The 21942-nt window shown below is 70.2% G+C and carries 21 protein-coding genes; 11 read left to right on the top strand and 10 right to left on the bottom strand.

The genetic code is table 11. The annotated features are described in order from the left end of the window. Nucleotides 1-416: 416 nt before the first annotated feature. Nucleotides 417-1376, bottom strand: coding sequence for an ABC transporter substrate-binding protein (locus tag AB0D57_RS21490; RefSeq protein ID WP_362075009.1), 960 nt, complete (start codon nt 1374-1376; stop codon nt 417-419). 330 nt (nt 1377-1706) lie between these two features. Between AB0D57_RS21490 and AB0D57_RS21485 the strand changes: the two genes are divergently transcribed. From AB0D57_RS21485 to AB0D57_RS21470, 4 genes are read left to right on the top strand one after another with little or no spacing between them, the layout of a single operon-like run. Further along, nucleotides 1707-4472: an ATP-binding protein gene (locus AB0D57_RS21485; RefSeq protein ID WP_362075006.1), complete on the top strand. Its 2766-nt coding sequence runs from the start codon at nt 1707-1709 to the stop codon at nt 4470-4472. 2 nt (nt 4473-4474) lie between these two features. Then, nucleotides 4475-4948: a roadblock/LC7 domain-containing protein gene (locus tag AB0D57_RS21480; RefSeq protein WP_362075039.1), complete on the top strand. Its 474-nt coding sequence runs from the start codon at nt 4475-4477 to the stop codon at nt 4946-4948. A 58-nt stretch (nt 4949-5006) separates the two neighbouring features. Further along, on the top strand, nt 5007-5438 hold the full coding sequence (locus AB0D57_RS21475) for a DUF742 domain-containing protein (protein WP_362075036.1): 432 nt from the start codon (nt 5007-5009) through the stop codon (nt 5436-5438). A 22-nt stretch (nt 5439-5460) separates the two neighbouring features. Beyond that, nucleotides 5461-6000, top strand: a complete 540-nt coding sequence (locus tag AB0D57_RS21470) for an ATP/GTP-binding protein (protein ID WP_362075033.1) — start codon at nt 5461-5463, stop codon at nt 5998-6000. 49 nt (nt 6001-6049) lie between these two features. Here the strand turns inward: AB0D57_RS21470 and AB0D57_RS21465 are convergent, their stop codons facing one another. From AB0D57_RS21465 to AB0D57_RS21455, 3 genes are read right to left on the bottom strand one after another with little or no spacing between them, the layout of a single operon-like run. Next, on the bottom strand, nt 6050-6724 hold the full coding sequence (locus tag AB0D57_RS21465; RefSeq protein WP_362075003.1) for an ABC transporter permease subunit: 675 nt from the start codon (nt 6722-6724) through the stop codon (nt 6050-6052). Next, complete coding sequence (locus AB0D57_RS21460) at nt 6721-7428, bottom strand: ABC transporter permease subunit (RefSeq protein WP_362075000.1); 708 nt, start codon at nt 7426-7428, stop codon at nt 6721-6723. The genes AB0D57_RS21465 and AB0D57_RS21460 overlap by 4 nt, the downstream gene beginning before the upstream one ends. After that, a complete protein-coding gene (locus tag AB0D57_RS21455; protein ID WP_362074996.1) occupies nt 7425-8564 on the bottom strand; it encodes an ABC transporter ATP-binding protein in 1140 nt (379 codons plus the stop codon). The genes AB0D57_RS21460 and AB0D57_RS21455 overlap by 4 nt, the downstream gene beginning before the upstream one ends. A gap of 297 nt (nt 8565-8861) precedes the next feature. Here AB0D57_RS21455 and AB0D57_RS21450 point away from each other — a divergent pair, with 297 nt between their 5' ends. Next, a complete protein-coding gene (locus AB0D57_RS21450) occupies nt 8862-10952 on the top strand; it encodes a GH92 family glycosyl hydrolase (protein ID WP_362074993.1) in 2091 nt (696 codons plus the stop codon). 20 nt (nt 10953-10972) lie between these two features. Here the strand turns inward: AB0D57_RS21450 and AB0D57_RS21445 are convergent, their stop codons facing one another. Beyond that, nucleotides 10973-11752, bottom strand: a complete 780-nt coding sequence (locus AB0D57_RS21445; RefSeq protein WP_362074990.1) for a DeoR/GlpR family DNA-binding transcription regulator — start codon at nt 11750-11752, stop codon at nt 10973-10975. Nucleotides 11753-11900: 148 nt separating this feature from the next. On the opposite strand from AB0D57_RS21445, the gene AB0D57_RS21440 reads away from it, so the two are divergent. Both AB0D57_RS21440 and AB0D57_RS21435 read left to right on the top strand, forming a co-directional pair. Continuing rightward, nucleotides 11901-12791, top strand: coding sequence for an SIS domain-containing protein (locus tag AB0D57_RS21440; protein WP_362075030.1), 891 nt, complete (start codon nt 11901-11903; stop codon nt 12789-12791). A 33-nt stretch (nt 12792-12824) separates the two neighbouring features. Then, nucleotides 12825-13676, top strand: a complete 852-nt coding sequence (locus AB0D57_RS21435; RefSeq protein WP_362074987.1) for a class II fructose-bisphosphate aldolase — start codon at nt 12825-12827, stop codon at nt 13674-13676. Between the two features lie 2 nt (nt 13677-13678). Here the strand turns inward: AB0D57_RS21435 and AB0D57_RS21430 are convergent, their stop codons facing one another. Continuing rightward, the gene (locus AB0D57_RS21430) at nt 13679-13954 is read right to left on the bottom strand and encodes a hypothetical protein (RefSeq protein WP_362075027.1); all 276 of its coding nucleotides are present in this window, start codon (nt 13952-13954) and stop codon (nt 13679-13681) included. Nucleotides 13955-13956: 2 nt separating this feature from the next. Continuing rightward, on the bottom strand, nt 13957-14790 hold the full coding sequence (locus tag AB0D57_RS21425) for a phytanoyl-CoA dioxygenase family protein (RefSeq protein WP_362074984.1): 834 nt from the start codon (nt 14788-14790) through the stop codon (nt 13957-13959). 71 nt (nt 14791-14861) lie between these two features. Here AB0D57_RS21425 and AB0D57_RS21420 point away from each other — a divergent pair, with 71 nt between their 5' ends. Then, a complete protein-coding gene (locus tag AB0D57_RS21420; RefSeq protein ID WP_362074981.1) occupies nt 14862-15635 on the top strand; it encodes a helix-turn-helix transcriptional regulator in 774 nt (257 codons plus the stop codon). A gap of 18 nt (nt 15636-15653) precedes the next feature. Here the strand turns inward: AB0D57_RS21420 and AB0D57_RS21415 are convergent, their stop codons facing one another. Then, on the bottom strand, nt 15654-16796 hold the full coding sequence (locus tag AB0D57_RS21415) for a methyltransferase (RefSeq protein ID WP_362074978.1): 1143 nt from the start codon (nt 16794-16796) through the stop codon (nt 15654-15656). A 66-nt stretch (nt 16797-16862) separates the two neighbouring features. Between AB0D57_RS21415 and AB0D57_RS21410 the strand changes: the two genes are divergently transcribed. Both AB0D57_RS21410 and AB0D57_RS21405 read left to right on the top strand, forming a co-directional pair. Next, nucleotides 16863-17510 (top strand): alpha-ketoglutarate-dependent dioxygenase AlkB, encoded by a 648-nt coding sequence (locus AB0D57_RS21410; RefSeq protein WP_362074975.1) that lies wholly within the window; start codon nt 16863-16865, stop codon nt 17508-17510. Between the two features lie 86 nt (nt 17511-17596). Beyond that, a complete protein-coding gene (locus AB0D57_RS21405) occupies nt 17597-18838 on the top strand; it encodes an ROK family protein (RefSeq protein ID WP_362074972.1) in 1242 nt (413 codons plus the stop codon). Between the two features lie 280 nt (nt 18839-19118). On the opposite strand, the gene AB0D57_RS21400 is transcribed toward AB0D57_RS21405, so the two are convergent. Then, nucleotides 19119-19643: an ATP-binding protein gene (locus tag AB0D57_RS21400; protein ID WP_362074969.1), complete on the bottom strand. Its 525-nt coding sequence runs from the start codon at nt 19641-19643 to the stop codon at nt 19119-19121. A 473-nt stretch (nt 19644-20116) separates the two neighbouring features. Further along, nucleotides 20117-20440 carry a hypothetical protein gene (locus AB0D57_RS21395; RefSeq protein ID WP_362074966.1) on the bottom strand — a complete coding sequence of 108 codons (324 nt, stop codon included), beginning with the start codon at nt 20438-20440 and terminating at the stop codon, nt 20117-20119. A 361-nt stretch (nt 20441-20801) separates the two neighbouring features. On the opposite strand from AB0D57_RS21395, the gene AB0D57_RS21390 reads away from it, so the two are divergent. Continuing rightward, the gene (locus tag AB0D57_RS21390; protein WP_362074963.1) at nt 20802-21926 is read left to right on the top strand and encodes a PLP-dependent cysteine synthase family protein; all 1125 of its coding nucleotides are present in this window, start codon (nt 20802-20804) and stop codon (nt 21924-21926) included. The last annotated feature ends 16 nt before the right edge of the window (nt 21927-21942 follow it).

The raw sequence follows: 21942 nt of genomic DNA, 5'->3' as shown, positions 1-21942 counted from the left end.
CCTGGCACGGCGCCTCGCCGCGTTGTCGGGATCGTCCGCGTACGCCCAGTACGCGGACGACCCTCCGCCTTGCGATGCACCGCACCAGACGCCGCAGGCCCCGCCCTCCGGGCGGACGACGCTACTTTCGAAACACGCCCTACTAGGCCCACGCGGCCGCCGTGTTCACCGGCGTGCTCTGCGTGGCGGGAGCCGCGCTCGCCGCCGCCGGGATCCGACGGGCCACGGAACCCGTACCTGTGCCCGTACCTCACTGAGCGACGGGCGACGGTGTCCCCATGGACGGGGGGCACCGTCGCTCTCACATCGCGAGCGGTCGGTCGGCCCTGACCGTCATCATCGCGCGGACCTGACGCACGGGCAGGGACTCCCCGATGTCGCCGGAGCGGATGCCCGCCCCGGCCGGCGCACCGAAGTCAGGACAGGCCGGCGGAGGCCAGCCACGACTTGGCCACGTCCAGCGGGTCCTTGTTGCCGTCCTGAACCTCACTGTTGAGCTGGACCAGGGTGTCCGTGTCGAGCTTCGCCGATATGGCATTGAGGGCGGTGACTCCCTCGGCGGGAAGGCCGCTCTTGTACGCCAGCGGGGTCACGTTCTGGAAACCGAAAAGACTCTTGGGGTCCTGCAGGACCACAAACTTGTTCTTGGTGATTCCGGGGTCCGTCGAGAAAATGTCGGCAACCTGGATGTTGTTGCTCTTGAGAGCCGCCGTCGTCAGCGGACCGCCCGCGTCCAGCGCCTTGAATGACTTGAATTCCAGGCCGTATGCGGACTTGAGGCCGACCAGCCCCTGCTGGCGGGTCTGGAACTCCGGCGACCCGCCGATGACCAGGTCCTTTGCCACGTCGGTGAGGTCGGCGATCGTCGACGAAGAGGTGAGGCTGTACTTCTTGGCCGTGGCCTCGTTGAGTGCCACCACGTCCTTGTCCTGCGCCTCGGACGACTCCAAGAGGGTCAGCTTCGCATCGAGTTCGGCGCTGATGGCATTGTTGGTCTCCGCGACCGACGCCGGCGCCGCCTTGGCGTCCAGATAGGCCAGCAGGGCGCCGTTGTACTCGGGCAGGACCGTGATCGTGCCGTTCTTGATCAGACCGTAAGTGGTTTCGCGGCTGCCGATGTTCAGCTTGTAACTGACCTTGATCCCCTTGGCCTTGAGGGCCTCGCCGTAGATGTCGGCGAGCAGGATGCTCTCGGGGAAGTTGTTGGAACCGACCACGACCGTGCCGCCCTTGGCGGTGTCGCCCTTCAAGGGGTCCGTGGAGCCCGAGTCATTGGACGAACCGCAACCCGTCAGGGCGGACGCAGCCGCAACCAGCAGGGACACAGCGTATGTTGCGGTCGTTCTGGCGCTTCTGGCGTGAGTCACGTTGGTCATCCAGACTTGTGCATGGGCGGTCGGCGGCCGGAAGGTGTGGCGTGATGACGATCCAAGCGAGCCAGGTAACGTACCGTCAAGACACGAATAGATCACCGGCGGAGACCACGCGACGTCACTGCGTGTGCGCAACTCAACCAAAATCAGGGCGACTCGGTCATATCCAGTGTCGGTTTTTGGATGATCGTGGCCGTACTCTTGCGGTAGCCGCTACGGTTGGCCGAGCCGGTGGACCTGGTTCCACTTGTTTGACCCGAGCGTGCTGACATGACCTGAGTCCACGCAGCCCGGGCATGGGCTTCCAATTGGAAATGATGTCAAGGAGGTTTGGTGCCCGCGCACAGAAAAGCCGCCCGGGGGCCGCAGCCCACGGATCCCCGAATAGGCCGGTCGCCCTCCCTCCTCGATCGTTGGCCTTTCCGCCGGAAACTCAACGTCCTGGTGATTGTTCCGGTCACCGTCGTGTCGGCGATGATGGCCTACATCGTCTACTCCGAGATCGGCTTGGCCCGTTCCGCTGCCGACACCGCCCGGCTCGTCCAGGACAGTGCGCAGGTCACCAAGCTCGTCGACGGTATCCAGACCGAGCAGCGGCAGGCGCTCCTCGTCTCCCTGCGCTACGAAGCCGCTCGTCCCGGCGACAAGGCGCCCGACACCTCCGCCTATCTCCGGGCCCAGCAGAAGGTCACCGCCCAGGCGGAGGTCGTACGGTCCACCTATGGGGACCGGCTGCCCGATGCCGAGGATCAGGCGCTCAAGGAGCTGGCAGGCCTCCACAGCCTCCGCAAGCCCATCGAGCAGGGCCCGATCTCCGCCGACAACATCGACCCGGCGTACGGATCGGTCGTCGAGAGTCTCATCAATGGCCTCGGACTGGGCCAGTCGGGCGGCGAGTCCGCGGAGTCCGCGGGCAATCTGCTCGACGCGCTGGTGCGCGCCGACACCGCCCACGCGTCCTTCGAGACCGGCGTCTTCGCCGCCCGTACCCGGGACCTCAACGCGTTCATGGAGTACACCGGCGCAGCCGGCGACTATGAGCAGTACATCTACCAGGCGGAGCGGTTCACCCGGTTCGCCGACCAGGATCAGGGCGCTTTGCTCGCCGAGATCGATCAAAGCCCTTATCAGGACATCATCGCCCAGAACTACGCCGCACTCCAGGCCGACCCCAGCGGTCTGATCGCCGAGAACTTCACGCAGGTGCGCGCCGCCCTGAAGGAGGCGCTGGCCGCCGAGCCCACCTACGAGCGCCAGGCCCAGAACAGGCTGAAGATCACCCAGTCGCTCATCGGCGAGATCGCCTCGGACGCCCAGGACGCGTCGGACGACACCTGGAGGCAGGTGCTCTGGCTGCTCTTCGCCAACCTGCTCATCTTCGCGGCCTGGATCCTGTTCTCCGTACTGATGCGCCGCTCCGTGGTCCGTACCGTGCGAAGTCTCACCAATGCGGCCCAGCACGTGGCCGCCGCGGCCGAGAGCGAGCTGGCCCGGGTCGCGGACGACGACGCCGACGACGCGAGCCCACCGCGACTCGAAGCCGTGCCCGTGCCGGTCCGCGACGAGATCGGTGAACTCGCCGAAGCCTTCAACCAGGTTCAGGTCACCGCGACCGCCCTGCTGGAACGCCAGGTCATCAGCCGCCGCAACATCGCCCAGATGTTCGGCAACGTCGGCCACCGCGTCAGCAACCTGACGGCGCGTCAATTGACGCTGATCGACTCGGTGGAGCGCGGCGAGACCGACCCCGAGGTGCTGGACCGGCTCTACCGCATCGACCACATCGCCGTACGCCTCCAGCGCAACGCCGACAGCCTGATGCTGCTCGCCGGAATTCGCGAGACGGGCCTCAACACCGGGCCCATGCGGCTCAGCAACATCGTCCGCGCGGCGCTCGGCCAGATCGAGGGCTACCAGCGCGTCACCCCGCACGCCGAGGGCGATGTCACCGTCGCCCCCGACATCGTCGGCGACCTCACGCTGATGCTCGCGGAACTGCTGGAGAACGCGGTGACGTTCTCCCCGGCGTCCAGCGGCGTCGAAGTCGTCCTGCGTCCCCGGCAGGGCTCCGCCGGCGGAGCCCTGATCGAGATCATCGACCATGGCCTCGGGATGAGCGCGGAGCGGCTGGAGGAGGAGAACGCCCGCCTGATCCGCCGCGAACGGCTCGACCTGGCCCCGACGGAGGTCCTCGGTCTCTTCGTGGTCGGTGGACTCTCCCGGCGCTGGGGCATCGAGGTCGTTCTGACCCGTACCCCGGGCGGCGGCGTCACCGCCACCGTCGCCGTGCCGTCCTCCCACCTCCTGCTCGCCGACCCGACCGGAGCCGCGGCGCGCGCCCCGCACATCCTGCCGCCGCCCCGCCGCTCCGGTGGCAGCGAGCCGCGCCCCGCGGCGGTGGACCCGGAACCCGGGCCCTCGGCGCTGCCCCGCCGGATTCCCTCCCGTCCGCGGGATGCGGATTCCTCGGGGCACACTCACCGGCCGGAGGCCCCGGCCGGGGGTGCCAGGACGCACGGCGGCACCCACGGATCCACGGGCGCGGGGTCAGTGCGGAACGCGGGAGGCGGCGCCCCGGTGCGCGAGACAGCCGGCCGCGGTATGCCTTCGAGGCCGCCCGGTGGACCAGCCCAGCCGCACGCCAACGGCGCCGACGGCGGCCATGGCACGGCCCCGTCGAGGTCGGGCGCGGTCGGGTCGGAGTCGGGTACGGCTCCGACGAGGTCCGGCGCATCCCCGTCCAGGTCCGGTGCGCTCCCGCCGAAGTCAGGCGCGGACTCGTCCTCGAGCCCGGGCAACGGATCCAGTCCGCTGCGGCGGCGGGTGCGCGGAGCGACCCTGCAGGCCACCACCGCGTCGACCCGCCTGCCCAAACAGGCCATCACCAACCCGCGCCCGCCCGCCTGGCAGAACGCCGACGCGGAAGCGGCACGATCCGAGATCGACGAGTTCGAGGCCGCAGTCCTGCGGGCCGACCGCGAGAGCGCGGCCGAGGACGGGATCATCGCTCCGGCCCATTCAGGGGGCCGTAGCGACACCTCGGGCGAGCACAGCACAGAGAACAACAGACCCTCATTCCCGGAAGGCATGAGCAAGTGACGATGTGGACAGGTGGACCGGAGTCCGCACCCGTGGAACCCGCGACGGACGTGAAGGCCGCGGCTGCCGACTTCAATTGGCTGCTCAATCGATTTGCCACCGAGACCGCCGGGGTCGTCGACGTGATTGGTGTGTCCTCCGACGGTCTGCTGATCGCGGTGTCCCAACTGCGCGGCAAAGCGGACTCGGAACGACTCGCGGCGATCGTCTCCGGGATCACCAGCCTCGCCACGGGCGCGTCCGGGAACTACGGACTGGGCGCGCTGAACAAGGTCATCATCGACCTGGAGGAGGGGCACGTCCTGGTGTCGGCGCTCGGCGCGGGCGCGGTGCTCGGAGTGGTCGCCTCGAAGGAGGCGAAGCTCGGCAACATCGCGTACGAGATGACCCTCTTTGCCAACCGCGCCGGTGCCGCCCTGAGCCCGCAACTGGTCATGGAGCTCAAGAACACCGTGGGGATTGCGCCGACCCGATGACGGTCGGCGGGGTCGTTGCGAAGGCCGCGACGACCCGCGAGTGAAGGATGAGGACGAGATGACGGCCGGCGTGCCATCAGCCGCCGACGACGACGCGTGGGGTGTGGAAACCCCCGCGTCGATCGTCAGGCCATTCCTGCTGACTGCGGGGCGGATCGCGGGCGGCGACAGCCTTGTACCGACGATCCCGATCGAGACGCAGGTGGTCGCGACCGAACTGGGGCTGGCCACGCTGGAGGCCTTCGTCTTCGACCAGCACCGCGACATCATCACGGTCTGCCGCCAGCCGCAGTCGCTGGCGGAGATCGCGGCGAAACTGCGGATGCATTTGAATGTGATCAGAGTGCTTGCCGACGATCTCCGCGCCGACGGTCAACTGGCCTTGTACGCACCGCAGGCCGATTCCGCCCGCGACGCCACCGTATTGCGAAGGGTTATCGATGGTCTCCGAGCTATCCCCGACTCCCGGGGCGCGATCCGTGAGCGCTGACACCGAGGGTGCCCGGCCGCCGATGCCGGTGAAGATGGTGATCGCGGGCGGCTTCGGAGTGGGCAAGACCACCACGGTGGGCGCCATTTCCGAAATCGAGCCGCTCACCACCGAGGCGTCCATCACCTCGGTCGCCGCGGGCATCGACGACCTGTCCCACACCCCGGAGAAGATGACGACCACCGTCGCCATGGACTTCGGCTGCGTCACGCTCGACCCGACCCTGAAGCTCTATCTGTTCGGGACCCCCGGCCAGGAGCGCTTCGGGTTCATGTGGGACGACCTGGTCGACGGCGCGCTCGGCGGGCTCGTCATCGTCGACACCCGCCGGCTCGACGACTGCTACGCGGCCGTCGACTACTTCGAACACCGCCAGATCCCCTTCGCGGTGGCCATCAACGCCTTCGACGGCAAGATCGAGCATGATCTGAACGACGTACGGTGGGCGCTCGACGTCGGCGAGCACGTGCCGCTCACCGTGTTCGACGCCCGAGAGCGCGGGTCGGTGCGGGACGCGCTCCTGGTCGTCCTCGAACACGCCCTGGCCACCGCGGAGAAGTGAACGGAAAGAAGGGGCGACGGGCATGGCTCGTCGCCCCTTTCGCCTTCCATCAGGCCATACGGCGCCTGCGCACCCCCGGGGACACCGCCAATCGGGTCACGGCCCAGAACAGCACAAGGACGAGCAGCGCCAGGCCGGCCGTGAGAGCGGCACCGCCCGCCACCTTCTCGAAGTTGCGCTGGTAGAGGCCGTCCAGGATGTACCGGCCGACCCCGCCCAGGGCCACATAGGCCGCGATCGTGGCCGTCGACACGATCTGGATCGCCGCCGAGCGCAGGCCGCTGAGGATCAGCGGCAGCGCCGCCGGCACCTCGACCTGGAAAAGGATCTTCCCCTCCGACATGCCCATGCCGCGGGCGGCGTCGACGGGGGAGGGGTCCAGGGCGCGGATCGCCTCGTACGTGGTGATGAGGATCGGGGGGATCGCCAACACCACGAGCGGGATCATCACGGGCACGATGCCGAGGCCCAGCCAGACGAACATCAGCACCAGCAGCCCGAAGGTGGGCAGCGCCCGGGCACCCGATGACACGAACGCCAGCGTGTTGCCGCCACGGCCGGTGTGCCCGGTGACAAGCCCGATGGGCAGACCGACGGCCGCGGCGATCGCGAGTGCCCCGGCGGTGTACTGGACGTGCTCCCACACGCGCTGCGGAATCCCGTCGTATCCGTGCCAGTGGGCCCCGTCGCTGAAGAAGGACTGCATGAAGTTGAGTACATTCACGAGACGCTCTCCGGGGTGCGGGCGGCGCCCGCGATCGTGGACGTACGGCGTGCGGTCTTGCGGCCGGAGGGCGGCTGCCAGGGGGTGAGTACGTGCCGCAGCAGGACGAGCAGGGCGTCGACCAGCACCGCGAGGACGGCGGTGGTGACCACCGAGTTCACCGCGAGCATGGGACGGTGGTAGAGCATCGCGGTGGTCAGCAGATTGCCGAGTGCCCCCTCGTTGCCGATCAGTGAGCCGACGCTGACCAGGCTGATGCTCGACGCGGTCGCCACTCGCAGTCCCGCCATGATCGCGGGTACGGCGATGGGGAGTTGGACCTGGAGGTAACGGCGCACGGGACCGATGCCCATCGCCGTGGCGGCGGCGTTCGTCTCCTCGGGTACCGAGCGGACGCCGTCGACGACCGCCGGGACCAGAATCACCAGGCTGTAGAGGCACAGCGGGATCATCACGGTCGTCTTGCTCAGCCCCGTGTAGTCGATGAGCACCACGAAGAAGGCGATCGACGGAATCGCGTACAGCACCGTGGTGAGCCAGAGGACCGGCGGATAGATCCAGTTGAAGCGGACGCACAGCAGGCCGATCGGCAGCGCCAGCAGGAGACCGACGAGAACCGGGATCAGGGCCTCCTGCATATGCGTGGAGATCAGGCCGAGATAGCTGCTCTGGAGGTCGCTGGGGATGTCGAAGAAGCCGTTCATCGGGCGGCCTTCACCTGTGACGGGAGCTCTGGGGAGTCCGCCGCCCGTTGCTGCCGGGCCGCGCGGATCGCCGCGGCGATCTTCTCCTGCCCGGCGAGTCCCAGCACCTTCCCCGCCCCGTCCACGGCGACCGCCTGACCGGTGGGCGACAGCACCGCCCGGTCCAGGGCGACCCGCAGCGAGTCCCGGCCGACCTCGAAGCTCTGCCCGTACGGCTCGAGGGTATGGACCTCACCGGACCACGTGGTGAGGTCGGCCCAGCCCAGCGGCTTTCCGCCCGCGTCGGTGACCAGGACCGGCCCCTCACCGCCCGGCTGCCCGGCGATCCGCTGCCAGTCGGTGCCGACCGGGAAGACCCGGGAGCGGTCGACCTCGAGGTCCCGCGTGGACAGGAAGGACAGGCCGCGGATGCCCCGGTCGCCACCGAGGAACTCCTCGACGAACGCGTCGGCGGGCGACGACAGCAGTTCGTCGGGGGCGGCGAACTGGGCGAGTTTGCCGCCGGTGCGCAGGACGGCGATGCGGTCGCCGATGGTGATGGCCTCGTCCATGTCGTGGGTGACGAACACGATCGCCTTGCCCAACTCGCCCTGGATACGCAGCAACTCCTCCTGCAGGCCCCGGCGCACGACCGGGTCGACCGCGGAGAACGGCTCGTCCATCAGCAGGATCGGCGGGTCCGCCGCGAGTGCGCGGGCGACCCCGACGCGCTGCTGCTGGCCCCCCGAGAGCTGGTACGGATAGCGGCGCGCCATGCTCGCGTCGAGGCCGACCCTTTCCATGAGCTCGGCCGCGCGGGCACGGGCGCGCTGCTTGGACCAGCCGAGCAGCCGCGGCACCGTGGCGATGTTGTCGAGAATGGTGCGGTGCTGGAAGAGCCCCGCGTTCTGGATGACGTAACCCATGGACTGGCGCAGGGCGTTGACCGGCTGGCGCTGGACGTCCTCGCCCTTGACCCGGATCGTGCCGCTGCTGGGTTCGACCATGCGGTTGATCATGCGCAGCGTGGTGGTCTTGCCGCACCCCGAAGGCCCGACGAGCACGGTGATGGAGTGGTTCGGTATCTCCAGGGACAGGTGATCGACGGCCGTCGTGCCGTCGGCATATCGCTTGCTGACCTCTTCGATGGCTATCAAGCGTCGAAACCCTTCGAGAACGCTGTGATCGGACGTCACCGGATCACGTGCACGAGGGTGCGTAGTCTAGCCAGTTGGTGCGTGTGTTCGGTTATCGCAGGGTCGTCGATTGCAAGTGGCGCCGCAGGTGGAGCAGGCCACGCCGCGGGAGCCGGTCCGGTGAACGGGGGCGCTCCGCCGCGCGGGTGACCTCCGGGCGTGGCGGAGCGAGGGCGGCATCGCCCCGGGGAAGACTGTCGCCCTCATGCTGCCCTGCCGTCGTGGGACGTCGTCCCCGTCACCGCCCGGAGAGACCTCGTGCGATTTCCCTTCCGCCGGGCCGCGCCGGCCGTCGCCGCCGTACTCGTCGTGTCGAGTGCCCCTCTCGCGTCCGCCACGGCGGACGATGTGGTCGTGGACCCGGCCCAATACGTGAACCCCTTCGTCGGAACCGCGCCCGGAGGAGCGGATTTCGGCCATGGCGGTGGAGCCGGGAACACCTTCCCCGGAGCGACGGCGCCCCTGGGCGGGGTCCAGTGGAGCCCGGACACGGTGACGTACCAGCACGGCGGGTACGCGTACGGGGACAACCGGATCAAGGGGTTCAGCCTCACGCATCTGTCCGGCGCGGGGTGCAAGGACTACGGCAATGTGCCCTTCATGCCCCTGCTCGGCGCCGACGCGACCGGCCCGGCAACCTTCTCGCACACCAACGAGCGGGCGGAGCCCGGGAGTTACCGGGTCACCTTCGACAACGGCATCGGTACCGAACTCGCCGCCACACAGCGCTCCGGCGTCGCCCGCTTCACCTATCCGGCCACGGACGACCGCCCCGCCGCGCTGAGCGTCGACGCGGGCAAGGCGTTCAACGCGGCCACCGGAGCGGTGGACATCGGCACCGACACTCTGTCCGGGCACACCGACAGCGGCGGCTTCTGCAAGTCCGGCAACCGCTACCGGCTCTACTTCCACGCCACCTTCGACCACCCCTTCGCCCAAGCCGCCCACCCAGAAGGCAAACCGGGCGCGGCCGTGGTCTCCTTCGGCCCCGGGGTGCGCACGGTCACCGTCCGGGTCGGCGTCTCCTTCGTCAGCGTCGAGGGCGCCCGCCGCAATGCCGCCACCGAGCAGCACGAGGACTCGTACGACGGAATCAGGCAGGCCGCGCGCGCCCGCTGGAACGACTGGCTCGGCCGCATCGCGGTCGGCGGCGGCACCGGCACCCAACGCCGGGTCTTCTACACCGCCCTGTACCACTCCCTGCTTCACCCCAGCACCTTCAGCGACACCGACGGCCGCTACCCCGGCATGGACGGCGTCATCCGCCGCACCCGCCCCGGCCACGTCCAGTACGCGAACTTCTCCGGCTGGGACGTCTACCGCTCCCAGGTCCAACTCCTCGCCCTGCTCGCCCCGCGAGAAGCCTCCGACATCGCGCAGTCCGTCCTCAACCAGGGTCTCCAGGCGGGCTACTTCGACCGCTGGACCGTCGCCAACGGCGGCACCGGCGTGATGGTCGGCGACCCGCTGCCCGTGATCGCCTCCGCCGTCCACGCCTTCGGTGCCACCGACTTCGACGCCCGCGCCCTGCTGCGCGCCGCCCTGGCGGGCCGCCAGGACAAACGTCAGCGACCCGGCCACGAGCAGTACGACGCCCTCGGCTATGTCGCCGCCGGCGCCCGGGGTGTCTGGGGCTCGGCCGCCACCACCCTGGAATACGCGGCCTCCGACTACGCGTTGGCCCAGCTCGCACACCGTCTCGGCGACACCACCGCCCACGAGACCCTGCTGCGCGCCTCCGGGAACTGGCGCAAGCTCTTCAATCCCGCCACCGGCTATCTCCAGCCGCGTGCGGCCGACGGCAGCTGGCCGCCCTTCACGCCCGCCCAGACCACGGAGTACGTGGAGGGCAACGCCGCCCAGTACACCTGGATGGTCCCGCACGACCTGCCCGGTCTCTTCGCCCTGATGGGCGGGAACGCCGCGGTCACCGCCCGCCTGGACACCTTCTTCACCCACCTCAACGCGGGCGGCACCCAGCCCTACGCCTACCTCGGCAACGAGCCCTCCTTCAACACCCCCTGGGCGTACGACTACGCGGATCGCCCCGACCGCGCCCGCGACACCGTCCGCCGCGCCCTGGCCACCCTCTTCAGCGACCGTCCCGACGGTCTCGTCGGCAACGACGACCTCGGCGCCATGTCGTCCTGGGCCGTCTGGGCGAGCCTCGGCATGTACCCGCAGGCTCCCGGTAGCGACCAGCTCGCCCTGGCCGAGCCCGTTTTCCCCACCGCCACCCTGCACCGTCCGGGCGGCCCCGCGATCGAGATCACCGCGCCCGACGCCTCGGCCACCGTCGGCGACGCCAGCACACTCACGCTCACCGCCCAGGCCCGCAAGGGCTCCTGAACCCGGGGCGAGGGGCGCTGTCAGACGGCCACGACCCCGACCCCCGCCTCCTCGAACCGGCGCACCATGTCCTGGCCCACCGCCACGTCCGTGACCAGCGTGTCCACCGACTCGGCCGCGCAGATCCGGGCGAAGGCGCGCCGGCCCAGCTTGCTGGAGTCGGCGGCGACGATCACGCGTGCGGCACGCTCGCACAGGAGCCGGTTGATGGCGGCCTCGGCCTCGTCGTGGGCGGCCGCACCGTGCGTGACGTCGAAGGCGACCACACCCAGGACGGCGACGTCGAGGGTGATCTGGCTGAGCACACCGTCCGCGAGGGGCCCGATCAGCTCGTACGACTGGGGACGCGCGACTCCTCCGGTGACCACGATCTTGAACTGGGGGCGCACGGCCAGCTCATTGGCGATGTTGAGCGCGTTCGTCACCACGGTCAGCGCGGGCGAGCCGGAACCGAGATCGGGGCGTACGGCCAGGGCGCGGGCCACCTCGGTGGTGGTCGTGCCGCCGGTCAGGCCGATCGCCTCGCCGGGTGCGACGAGCGCGGCCACCGCCGTCGCGATGCGCTGCTTCTCGGAGGCGTGCCGGGCCGTCTTGTAGCGCAGCGGCAGTTCGTACGACACCCCGTGCACGACCGCGCCGCCGCGTGTGCGCACCAGCATCTGCTGCTCGGCGAGCTGGTCGAAGTCACGCCGGATGGTCGCGGCCGACACCTCCAGCTCGCCCGCGGCCTGCTCGACATCCAACCGTCCCCGCTCCACGAGCAGTTCCAGCAGCGCCTTCCAGCGGGCGTCGCGCGACATCCGCACTCTCCGTTCCTCGATCCTCCGCGACCCTAACGCACCGCATTCCAGGAGCGCGGAATGCTTGATTGTGATTGAAAGCTCGCTATATCTTGCAAGAATGCGCATCGGTGGAGTGCATCAGTGGGAGGGGTGTGGCATGACTGGCATGACCCATGTCGAGAACGAGCTGAGCAGCCAGCCCGAGTGCTGGATCCGCGCCGCCGAGCAGGCCACGGCGCATGGTGGCGCGTTGCCCGCGGCGGGGGAGCGGGTCGCGTTCGTGGGGTGCGGGACCTCCCTCTTCATGGCTCAGGCCGCCGCTTCGCTGCGCGAACGGTCCGGACAGGGGGAGACGGACGCCTTCGCCGCATCGGAATTCCCGGACACCCGTTCGTACGACCGTGTGGTCGCCCTCACCCGGTCCGGGACCACGACTGAGGTGCTCGACACGCTCGCGCGGCTACGAGGACGTACGCGCACGACCGCCATCACCGCCGACCCCAAAACCCCCGTGGCACAGGCCGCGGACGACATCGTCGTGCTCGACTTCGCGGACGAACAATCCGTGGTGCAGACCCGGTTCGCGACCACCGCGCTCACACTGCTGCGGGCCCACCTCGGGCTGCACACCGATGCCGTCGTCGCCGACGCGCGCACCGTGCTCCAGGCCCCGCTGCCCGAAGGACTGGTCGACCGTACGCAGTTCACCTTCCTCGGCCGCGGCTGGACCGTCGGGCTCGCTCGCGAGGCCGCGCTCAAGATGCGCGAGGCGGCGCTGGCCTGGACCGAGGCCTACCCGGCGATGGAGTACCGGCACGGGCCCATCAGCATCGCGACCCGCTCCACCGCCACCTGGATGCTCGGCGAGGCACCCGAGGGGCTGGCCGAACAGGTGCGGGCCACCGGCGCGTTGTGGGTGGCCGGCGCCCTCGACCCGCTCGCCGAACTCGTCCGCGCGCAACGGCTCGCGGTCGCGGTCGCCGCCTCCCGGGGGCTGGACCCGGACCGGCCGCGCCATCTCACCCGCTCCGTGATCCTCGACGGCACGGCTCGCTGATTCGGCTCGACCATCTGCGGAAAAGGAGGAGTTGTGTCACTCGCAGCCACTGGTGACCTGGTCGCCGCGGCGGCCGAGGCGGGCACCGCTGTCGCCGCGTTCAACATCATCACCCTGGAGCATGTCGAGGCCGTCATCGCGGGCGCCGAGTCGGTGGCGGCCCCCGTTGTCCTCCAAGTCAGCGAGAACGCGGTCAAGTTCCGCCACGGACGGCTGCTCCCGCTGGCCCGCGCAGCCGCCGCGGCGGCCGAACGCGCCACGGTACCCGTCGCGTTGCACCTCGACCACGTCCAGAGCGACGACCTGCTCCGACAGGCACCCGGCGCCGGATTCAGCTCCGTGATGTACGACGCCGCGCGGCTGCCGTACCAGGACAACCTTGCCGCCACTCGGTCCGCGGTCGACTGGGCACACGCCCAAGGGATGTGGATCGAGGCCGAGTTGGGGCAGGTCGGCGGCAAGGACGGCGAGCCGCCGATGGACGCGCACGCGCCCGGCGCCCGCACCGATCCCGGCGCGGCCCGTGCCTTCGTGGCCGACTCCGGCGTGGACGCTCTGGCCGTCGCGATCGGCAGCTCGCACGCCATGACCACGCGCACCGCCGCCCTCGACCACGGCCTGCTGAAGCGGTTGACCGCGACACTCGGCGTGCCCCTCGTCCTGCATGGGTCCTCCGGAGTGCCGGACGACGAACTGGTGACAGCCGTCGCCGGCGGCATCGCCAAGGTCAATGTCGGAACGGCCCTGAACATCGCGATGACCGGCGCCATCCGGGAGTTCTTCGCCGCCCACCCCGAGGCGGTCGACTCCCGCGCCTACCTCGGTGTGGGGCGGGAGGCCATGGCGCGGACGGTGGCGCGCCTCATCGACGTAGTGCGTGGGTGACCTCAGACGGCGTCCGTATCGACCAGCTTCTCGAAGAAGAACTCGTGCTTGAGGAAGGACACGTCGTACTCGCCGCCGGGATAGGGCGGGATCAACTGTGCCGCCTGGAACAGCCGCCAGCCGTCCTCCAGAGCGTGCACACCTGTCTCGTACGGCGGCTCGTCGCTGTCCCCGGTCGTGGGCGACGTGCGGCCGGTGCCGTCGTAGACCGACCAGCCCACCACCTCCGCGTCCAGGGCGGAGGTGGCGAGATAGAGGACCAGAACCTGCTGACGGATACTCATGCGACGTCCCCCTGAGGGCGGTTGGAGACCCGAGTCACCCAGTGGTCCAGGTCGAAGGAGTCGTCCCCGGTGAGCGAACGCCACAGCAGGACGCGGTTGTAGACCTCGAGACGGCCCGTGGCGGGTTCGTACCACGGGAACGTCGTGGAGAGTTCCTCGGCGACCCGCGGATCGCCCAGGTCCGAGGTGTCCCACAGGCGGCACTGCCGCACCGTCGGATTGAAGCGGATCTTGAACATATAGCGGACCGCATCGCTGTCGTTGCGCCGCCCGCCGTGCCACAGGCCATGGTGCAGAAACACCACGGTGCCCGCCGGGCAGACCAGCCGGCTCTGCCCGCGCAGATTCTGGTAGCGCCCGGTGTCCGTTTCGTTCGTGCGCCGCAGATGGCTGCCCGGCACGCTGAGGGTGCCGCCCATGTCGAGCGTGACGTCCTGCGGGTAGTACATCAACTGGACGTCGAAGGCGTCGGAGCGCACATCGATGATCGCGTCACCGTGCAGCGGCTGCGCCCGCCCCTCGCGGGGCTCGCGGATGTGGACGTAGTGATGGTCGACGGCGGGGTCGGGCCCGACCAGGCTCCGCAGCGCCCCGGCCACGTCCGGGATCCCGATGAGCCGACGGACGAAGGACCCCTCGGGGTAGGCGTCCGGCACGGTGCTGCCGTACGGCACGTCGGGCACGCCCTCGCGCAGGACGTCGATGCCCTCGGCGTTCATCACCGGCGGGACCACGGCGTCCAGCCGCAGCGAGCCGTGGGCCACGAAGTGCGCCATCCGGACCGAACTCAGGAGTGGGGTGCCGACTGTCTGCTCCCATGTGGTGGTCATGCGTCTCAACGTAGGGTCGCCACCGTCGTCGGCGCGTTGGCCCGGCTCACCACCGCTGGTAGTTTTTCACCATGCGCGAGACGGAACTGCACCTCGGCGAGCCGCCCGGCGTCGTCAACATCGGCATCGGCGTGCACGGCCTCGCGAGCCGCACGGACGTCTTCCGGCTGCCGGAGCTGTGGCAGCTGCACCTCTACCACTACGACGCCGAGCTGACCGTCGACGGCACCGCGCACCTCATCCGCCCCGGCCGGGTGAGTCTCGTACCGCCCGGCACCACGGTCCGCTACCGCTACCAGGGCCGCTCCGAACACCTCTACGCCCATCTGCGCATCGCCCCCGTCGGCGCACCGTGCCGCGTCCCCGTCATGCAGGACGTGGGGCCCGAACTCCCCATGCTCTCCAGCCTGTTGCTCAACGCGATCGCGGCGGCCCCCGGCACGCCCGAGCGCACCCGGGCCGAGATCTGGACCGCGCTGTGGCGCATCGCCCGGCTGACCCCGGCCACCACCGCCGGCCGTGGCCCGCATCCGGCGGTCAGCACGGCGATCGCCCACATCGAGGCGCACCTGGCCGCCCCGCTCGCGATTCCGGAGATCGCCCGCGCCGCCGGAATCTCCCACAACCACCTCACCCGGCTCTTCCGTACCGAGACCGGCACCACGGTCGTGGCCTACATCCGCCGCCGCAGACTCGAGCGCGCCCACCATCTGCTGCGCGCCTCGACCCTCTCCATCCCGGCGGTGGCCGCGTCCGTAGGCATCCCCGACCTGCAGGCCTTCAACAAAGCGTGCCGCCGCGAACTCGGAGCCTCGCCCCGTGTGCTGCGGGGTACCACTTCCTGACGCCCGGAGACCGCCGAGCTACTTCTTGACGGCCCTGAGGATCACGAACTTGGCGTCGCCGGCCACGAGTTCACTGTTGCCGAACAGCCGGCGCAGCTTCAGGTGATAGCCGAGGTGGCGGTTGCCGATCACCCACAGCTCGCCGCCCGGCCGCAGCGCACGGCGCGCTCCCGAGAACATCCGCCAGGCCGTGGTGTCCGTCGTCGCCTGGTGGGAGTGGAAGGGCGGATTGTTCACGACGAGGTCCACGCTTCCGGCGGGGACCCCCGTCAGTCCGTCGCCGACGCGGAACTCCGCGCTGCCCTCGGTATTCGCCCGGTACGTCTCCTCCGCCGAGGCGACCGCCTGGTACGACTCGTCCACGAACAGCACCTCCGCCTCCGGGTTCTCCAGCGCGATCGCCATACCCAGCACGCCATTGCCGCAGCCCAGGTCCACCACGCGCTCGGCGCCGCGACTGCGCGGAAGGTGCTGGAGGAAGAATCGGGTGCCGAGGTCGAGACGGTCGGCGCAGAAGACACCGGCGTGGTTGGTGACGGTACGGCCGGAGACCGCGCCGATGCCGTCGGGCAGCTGATAGCTGTACGGCCACGGGTTGGCCTCCCGCGCGGCCCCCGGATACGGGGTGCAGAAGATGAGCCGGGCCTTCTTCTCGGCCAGCGAGGTGCGGGTCGGGCCGAGGATCCGCTCGAAGAGGTTCAGCGTCGAGGTGTGGATCTCCTTGACCATGCCGGTGCCCACGACGACGGTCCCCTCGTGCACGCCGGGCGCCAGCCGGTGCAGCTGGTCCTCCAGCAGGGCGAGGCTCTTCGGCACCCGGACCAGGAGGACGTCGATACGGTCGGGCGGCGTGTCCCGGGTGGTGAGCAGACGTACCGCGTCCGCGTCGGCCCCGTTGCGGGCCAGATTCGCGCGCGTCGCCTCCTGGGCCAGGAACGAGTCGGTGATCTGCGTCGGCCGGTGCTCCGACAGCGCCGTGGCGAGTGCTCCCCACCGGTCGCCCACCACCACGACAGAGCCGGACAGCGAGGTGCCGCTCTCCGCGAGGTGCCGCAGCAGATAGGTGTCGGCGGCGTCCCAGGCACGCAGCTGGTCGCGGGGGTCTTCGGGGAAGCGGGTCAGCGCGTACTCGGCCCAGGGTGTCGTCATACGGTCGTTCATCGTGGGTCAAGGCTAGCTGAGCCCCGGACGCCTGCCTGCCTCGGTGAATGCGTGATGATGGGCCCCATGGAGAGCGAGCTGTTTCCGCGCGGCCGTACGCAGGTCGCGCCGGGCGCGGTGCACCTGCCGGACTGGCTGGGCGCCGACCGGCAGCGGGAACTGCTGGCCGCCTGCCGCGAGTGGGCCCGCCCACCGGCCGGTCTGCGCACGGTCCGTACCCCCGGCGGCGGCACGATGACCTCCCGGCAGGTCTGCCTCGGCTGGCACTGGTACCCGTACCGGTACGCGCGCACCGTCGTCGACGGCGACGGCACCCCCGTGAAGCCCTTCCCGGCCTGGCTGGACGAGCTCGGCCGCCGCGCGGTGACGGACACGCTCGGCGCCGACGCCGCGACAGCCGCGTACGACATCGCACTGATCAACTTCTACGACGCCGACGCGCGGATGGGCATGCACCGCGACAGCGACGAGAAGTCGGACGCGCCGGTCGTGTCGCTGAGCCTCGGCGACACCTGCGTCTTCCGGTTCGGGAACACCGAGTCGCGGGCGCGGCCTTACACGGACGTGGAACTGCGCAGCGGGGACCTGTTCGTGTTCGGCGGGGCGTCCCGGCTCGCGTACCACGGGGTGCCGCGGGTGCACGCGGACACGGCGCCGCCCGAACTGGGGCTGACCGGCCGTCTGAACGTCACGCTACGGGTGAGCGGCTTCTAGTTGGGCGAAAGGCCGCTGCGCGAGCGCGCGGTTTTCGGCCGCCCGAAGGGGTCACCGCACGAGCGGATCATGGGAGACTCGCCCACATGAACGGCAAGGCGGGCCCCCGGGCGGCGGGGGAAGGGAACACGCGGACGCGGCTGGACCGGGGGCGCGGGGCGCTCGGACCCGCGCTGGAACTCGTGCACACCGGGCGTGCGCCGACACGTGCCGTTCTCACCGCCGAACTGGGGGTCACTCGGGCGACCGCGGGCGCGGTGGCCGCGGAGTTGGAGGCGCTGGGGCTGATCCGGGTCGACGCACGGCCCGGCGCGGCGGCCGGTTCGCAGGGGCGGCCCTCGCACCGGCTCGAAGTCGCCGAGGACGGGCCGGTCGCGCTCGCCGCACAGGTGCACGCCGACGGTTTCCGCGCCGCGCTGGTCGGGCTGGGCGGCCGGATCGTCGCGACCGCGCCCGGCTGCGAGACCGTCGACGCCGATCCGGCGAAGGTGCTCGGCTCGGTCGTGGAGGCCGGCGCCGAGCTGCTCCGCGCGACCGGGCGGCGTTGTGTGGGCGCCGGACTCGCCGTGCCGTCCGCCGTCGCGGAGCCGGAAGGGCTCGCGCTCAATCCGCTGCACCTGGCATGGCCGGCGGGCTCTCCGGTCCGCCAGATCTTCGCCGAGAAGGTGCGCGCGGCCGGAATCCACGGACCCGCGTTCGCCGCCAACGACGTCAACCTGGCCGCGCTCGCCGAACATCGGCACGGCGCGGGACGCGGCGCCCGCGACCTGCTCTGCGTGGCCACCGGACACCGTGGCGTCGGTGGCGCGCTGGTGCTCGACGGGCGGCTGCACACGGGCAGTTCGGGCCTCGCCCTCGAAGTCGGACACCTCACGGTCAACCCCGAGGGCCGCCCCTGCTACTGCGGCAGTCGCGGCTGTCTGGACGTCGAGGCGGATCCGCTGGCCTTCCTCATCGCGGCGGGCCGTGCGCCCGGCCCCGAGGTGTCGCTGCTCCAGCAGGCCAACGACCTGATCCGCGGCCAGTACGCAGACCCGTCCGTCCGTACGGCCACCGAGGCCCTGATCGACCGGCTGGGACTCGGCCTCGCCGGACTGGTCAACATCCTCAACCCGGACCGGATCATCCTCGGCGGGTTGCACCGCACCCTGCTCGACGCGAACCCGGACCGGCTGCGTGCCGTTGTCGCCGACCGCAGCCTGTGGGGGCAGAGCGGCGGCGTACCGATCCTCGCCTGCACGCTGGACCACAACAGCCTCGTGGGTGCGGCCGAGTTGGCGTGGCAGCCGGTGCTGGACGATCCGCCGGCGGCAATGGCTCACGCCTGATGCGCGCCTGAACGTTCATTCGTGGGGTGAGGAAGCAGCGGCCGCGCGCGGCCTGAACGGCTTGTGCGGCGATGTCGTCAAGGCCGTATCGGGTGCCTCCGGTGCCTCGGGCGTAGAAGCCGTCCCGGAACAGCCTCGCGTAGCCGTGGGCCGGCGCGACGAGGTGCCCGACCCGGGCGGCGCGCCTGGACGTGCTGCGCGCCATCGCCACCGAGTGACCCACCGGGGTACGTACGGCCCGGTCCACCGAGGGACGTACGGGGTGGGTCTCACCGCCCGGTCAGCCGACAACGGCCGACCGGGCGGGAGCGTGTTCGGGCCTACGCCCGTCGAGGGTGTCGACTGTGTGCCGGAGCGTGGTCTCACGAGCCGTCCCGTACGGCGGCCGGACGGGCGCCGCCACCGCGGGTGAGGAAGCCGGAAGGCTGAACCACACGGTCTTGCCCGACTCGCCGTCCGGTCGCACTCCCCAGCTCTCGCTCACCGCGGCGACCATCGCGAGACCGCGTCCGCAGGTGGCCGTGGGGTCCGCGTCCCGTACTTCGGGCAGGCGGGGGTCATGGTCGTGCACCGAGACCGTGAGCCGATCGAGCAGCAGCTCGATCTCCACGGTGCACAGCTTGTCCGGCTGCGCGTGCTGGTGGACGTTGGTCAACAGCTCGGTCACCCCGAGCGCGGCACGGTCTATCAAGGAGTCCAGATGCCAGTAGCGCAATTGTGCAGAGACGATTCTGCGGACCTGGCCGATCCGCGACGGCAGGGCTTGGAGCTCCACCGTGCAATGCCTGTTTGGCTGGCTGATCACGGCTGCGACTCCCCGAATTGAGGTCCGGAAGAAGACGGAGATCGGATCCAGCAGAGTGGCTGAGTGGAACGGCCGCCTGCTGTAGTGCCGGCGGGCTGATTCGCAGCGTTATCGCCGGTGAACCCAGAGTGATGGTGATGTGAGACCAGAGTGACTGAGGGGGTTCGGTCCCGCAACTCGCGGCACGGTCGGCGATATGGCTCCCGCTCGGATCGTCGCGGGATCCGCATCCGGTGGGCTGCCACTTCGGCCGTCGCGCGGCGAGCGACTGAGCTGCCGTGTGGCGACCGACTGACTGCCGTGTGGCGACCGCTCGGCTGTCTTGGCGGCCGCCTCGACTGTCGCGCGGCGGCTGAGGGAACTGCGCCGCGTGGCGACCGCCTCAGCGACCGCGCGCCGACCGCTTCAACTGTCTTCGCGACCGCCTCAGCCGCCGCGCGCCGACCGCCTCGGCGCGCCGCGCGCCGACCGCCTCAGTCGCGGCGCCCCGCCGCCTTGCGTACCGCCTCTATGAACCGGCGCGCCGAGGGCGGCCCCGGTTTGCCGGGGGCGGGATCGTGCTCGCCCAGCGTGAGTGAGTAGCGCGTGCCGTTGACGTCCGCCGACGCCCGGTCCTCCGGCGCGAACCAGGGCTTCGACGCGCGCACCGCCTGCACCGGCGCACTGTCGATCTCGCTGCCGTAACTCGTGAGCAACTGCAGCCTGCCGTCGCTGATCCGGACCTGTCCGGCCCGGGTGAGCGACCGCAGCCTCTTCCCGATCCGCACGCCCGTGGCCGTGAACTCCGGCTCCGCCATGATGCCCCGCCCCCTTGTGCGCTGCGGCTGTGCTGTGTCCCGCAATCCCGCGTGAGTCGTGATCCAGTGTGCACCCGCCGGAAAGTGTCGTCCCACGCGGTGCGGTCGGACGCGGGCAGCGTCCATGCGGTGCAGTCTGCCCGCAGGCGGCGGCTAGCACCAGTGCGCATGACGAGGTGACGGCGGGGGCGGGAGCACTCGCCCGGGTGCGCCCCCGGCGCTTCGGACACCCCTGCTCCAGGGGTGCCTTTGAGGTGCTCAAAGGTGTGTTTATGCAGGTGAGGAGCGTGCGGCAGGCGCCTATGATCGAGGTGTCCGACCATCTGAACCGGTGTCGGCGCGAACTGTAAGGAGCCCCTCCGTGAGCACCCCTCAGCAGATCCGGACCGGTGAAACCCTCGATGTCGATCACAGTGACGCGGAATACCGGGCCTGGCTCAAAGAGGCCGTCCGTAAGGTCCAGGCCGACGCCAACCGCTCGGCCGACACGCATCTGCTGCGCTTCCCGCTGCCCGAGAAATGGGGCATCGACCTGTACTTGAAGGACGAGTCGACCCACCCCACCGGCAGCCTCAAGCACCGGCTCGCCCGTTCTCTGTTCCTGTACGGCCTGTGCAATGGCTGGATCCGGCCCGGCCGCCCCGTGATCGAGGCGTCCAGCGGCTCGACGGCCGTCTCCGAGGCCTACTTCGCGAAGCTCATCGGCGTGCCCTTCATCGCGGTCATGCCCCGCACGACGAGCGCCGAGAAATGCCGCCTGATCGAGTTCCATGGCGGTCGGTGCCACTTCGTGGACGACTCGCGCAAAATGTACGAGGAGTCCGCCGCCCTCGCGGTAGAGACCGGCGGCCACTACATGGACCAGTTCACCTACGCGGAACGGGCCACGGACTGGCGCGGCAACAACAACATCGCCGAATCCATCTTCCGCCAGTTGGAGTTGGAGCGTTTCCCGGAGCCGGCGTGGATCGTCGCCACGGCAGGCACCGGCGGCACCTCGGCGACCCTCGCGCGCTATGTCCACTACATGCAGTACGACACCCGCGTCTGCGTCGCCGACCCGGAGAACTCGTGTTTCTTCGAGGGCTGGACCACCGGCGATCCGGACGTCACCTGCGACTGCGGCTCGCGCATCGAGGGCATCGGCAGGCCGCGCATGGAGCCCAGCTTCGTGCCCGGTGCCATCGACCGCATGATGAAGGTGCCGGACGCCGCGAGCGTCGCGGCCGTACGGGCGCTGGAACAGGCCATCGGCCGCAAGGCGGGCGGCTCGACCGGCACCGGTCTCTGGAGCGCCCTGAAGATCGTCGCCGAGATGGTGGCCGAGGGGCGTACGGGGAGCGTGGTGACGCTGCTGTGCGACCCCGGGGACCGCTATCTGGACAAGTATTACGCGGACGGGTGGCTGGCCGAACAGGGGCTGGACATCGCGCCCTACACGGCGGCGATCGCGTCGCTGCTGGAGACCGGCATCTGGCCGAACTGACGGTAGTGACGGTCAG

It is taken from the genome of Streptomyces sp. NPDC048275, assembly GCF_040652275.1.
GTDB lineage: Bacteria > Actinomycetota > Actinomycetes > Streptomycetales > Streptomycetaceae > Streptomyces.
Note: the sequence above shows the minus strand (reverse complement) of the source record. Positions and strands in the feature narration are given on the sequence as shown.

Bases quoted from the DNA above. Each gene is read 5' to 3' on its own strand.
- AB0D57_RS21490 (WP_362075009.1), bottom strand. From the start codon at position 1,376: ATGACCAACGTGACTCACGCCAGAAGCGCCAGAACGACCGCAACATAC.
- AB0D57_RS21480 (WP_362075039.1), top strand. From the start codon at position 4,475: ATGTGGACAGGTGGACCGGAGTCCGCACCCGTGGAACCCGCGACGGAC.
- AB0D57_RS21475 (WP_362075036.1), top strand. From the start codon at position 5,007: ATGACGGCCGGCGTGCCATCAGCCGCCGACGACGACGCGTGGGGTGTG.
- AB0D57_RS21470 (WP_362075033.1), top strand. From the start codon at position 5,461: ATGCCGGTGAAGATGGTGATCGCGGGCGGCTTCGGAGTGGGCAAGACC.
- AB0D57_RS21460 (WP_362075000.1), bottom strand. From the start codon at position 7,428: ATGAACGGCTTCTTCGACATCCCCAGCGACCTCCAGAGCAGCTATCTC.
- AB0D57_RS21445 (WP_362074990.1), bottom strand. From the start codon at position 11,752: ATGTCGCGCGACGCCCGCTGGAAGGCGCTGCTGGAACTGCTCGTGGAG.
- AB0D57_RS21440 (WP_362075030.1), top strand. From the start codon at position 11,901: ATGACCCATGTCGAGAACGAGCTGAGCAGCCAGCCCGAGTGCTGGATC.
- AB0D57_RS21425 (WP_362074984.1), bottom strand. From the start codon at position 14,790: ATGACCACCACATGGGAGCAGACAGTCGGCACCCCACTCCTGAGTTCG.
- AB0D57_RS21420 (WP_362074981.1), top strand. From the start codon at position 14,862: ATGCGCGAGACGGAACTGCACCTCGGCGAGCCGCCCGGCGTCGTCAAC.
- AB0D57_RS21415 (WP_362074978.1), bottom strand. From the start codon at position 16,796: ATGAACGACCGTATGACGACACCCTGGGCCGAGTACGCGCTGACCCGC.
- AB0D57_RS21410 (WP_362074975.1), top strand. From the start codon at position 16,863: ATGGAGAGCGAGCTGTTTCCGCGCGGCCGTACGCAGGTCGCGCCGGGC.
- AB0D57_RS21405 (WP_362074972.1), top strand. From the start codon at position 17,597: ATGAACGGCAAGGCGGGCCCCCGGGCGGCGGGGGAAGGGAACACGCGG.
- AB0D57_RS21395 (WP_362074966.1), bottom strand. From the start codon at position 20,440: ATGGCGGAGCCGGAGTTCACGGCCACGGGCGTGCGGATCGGGAAGAGG.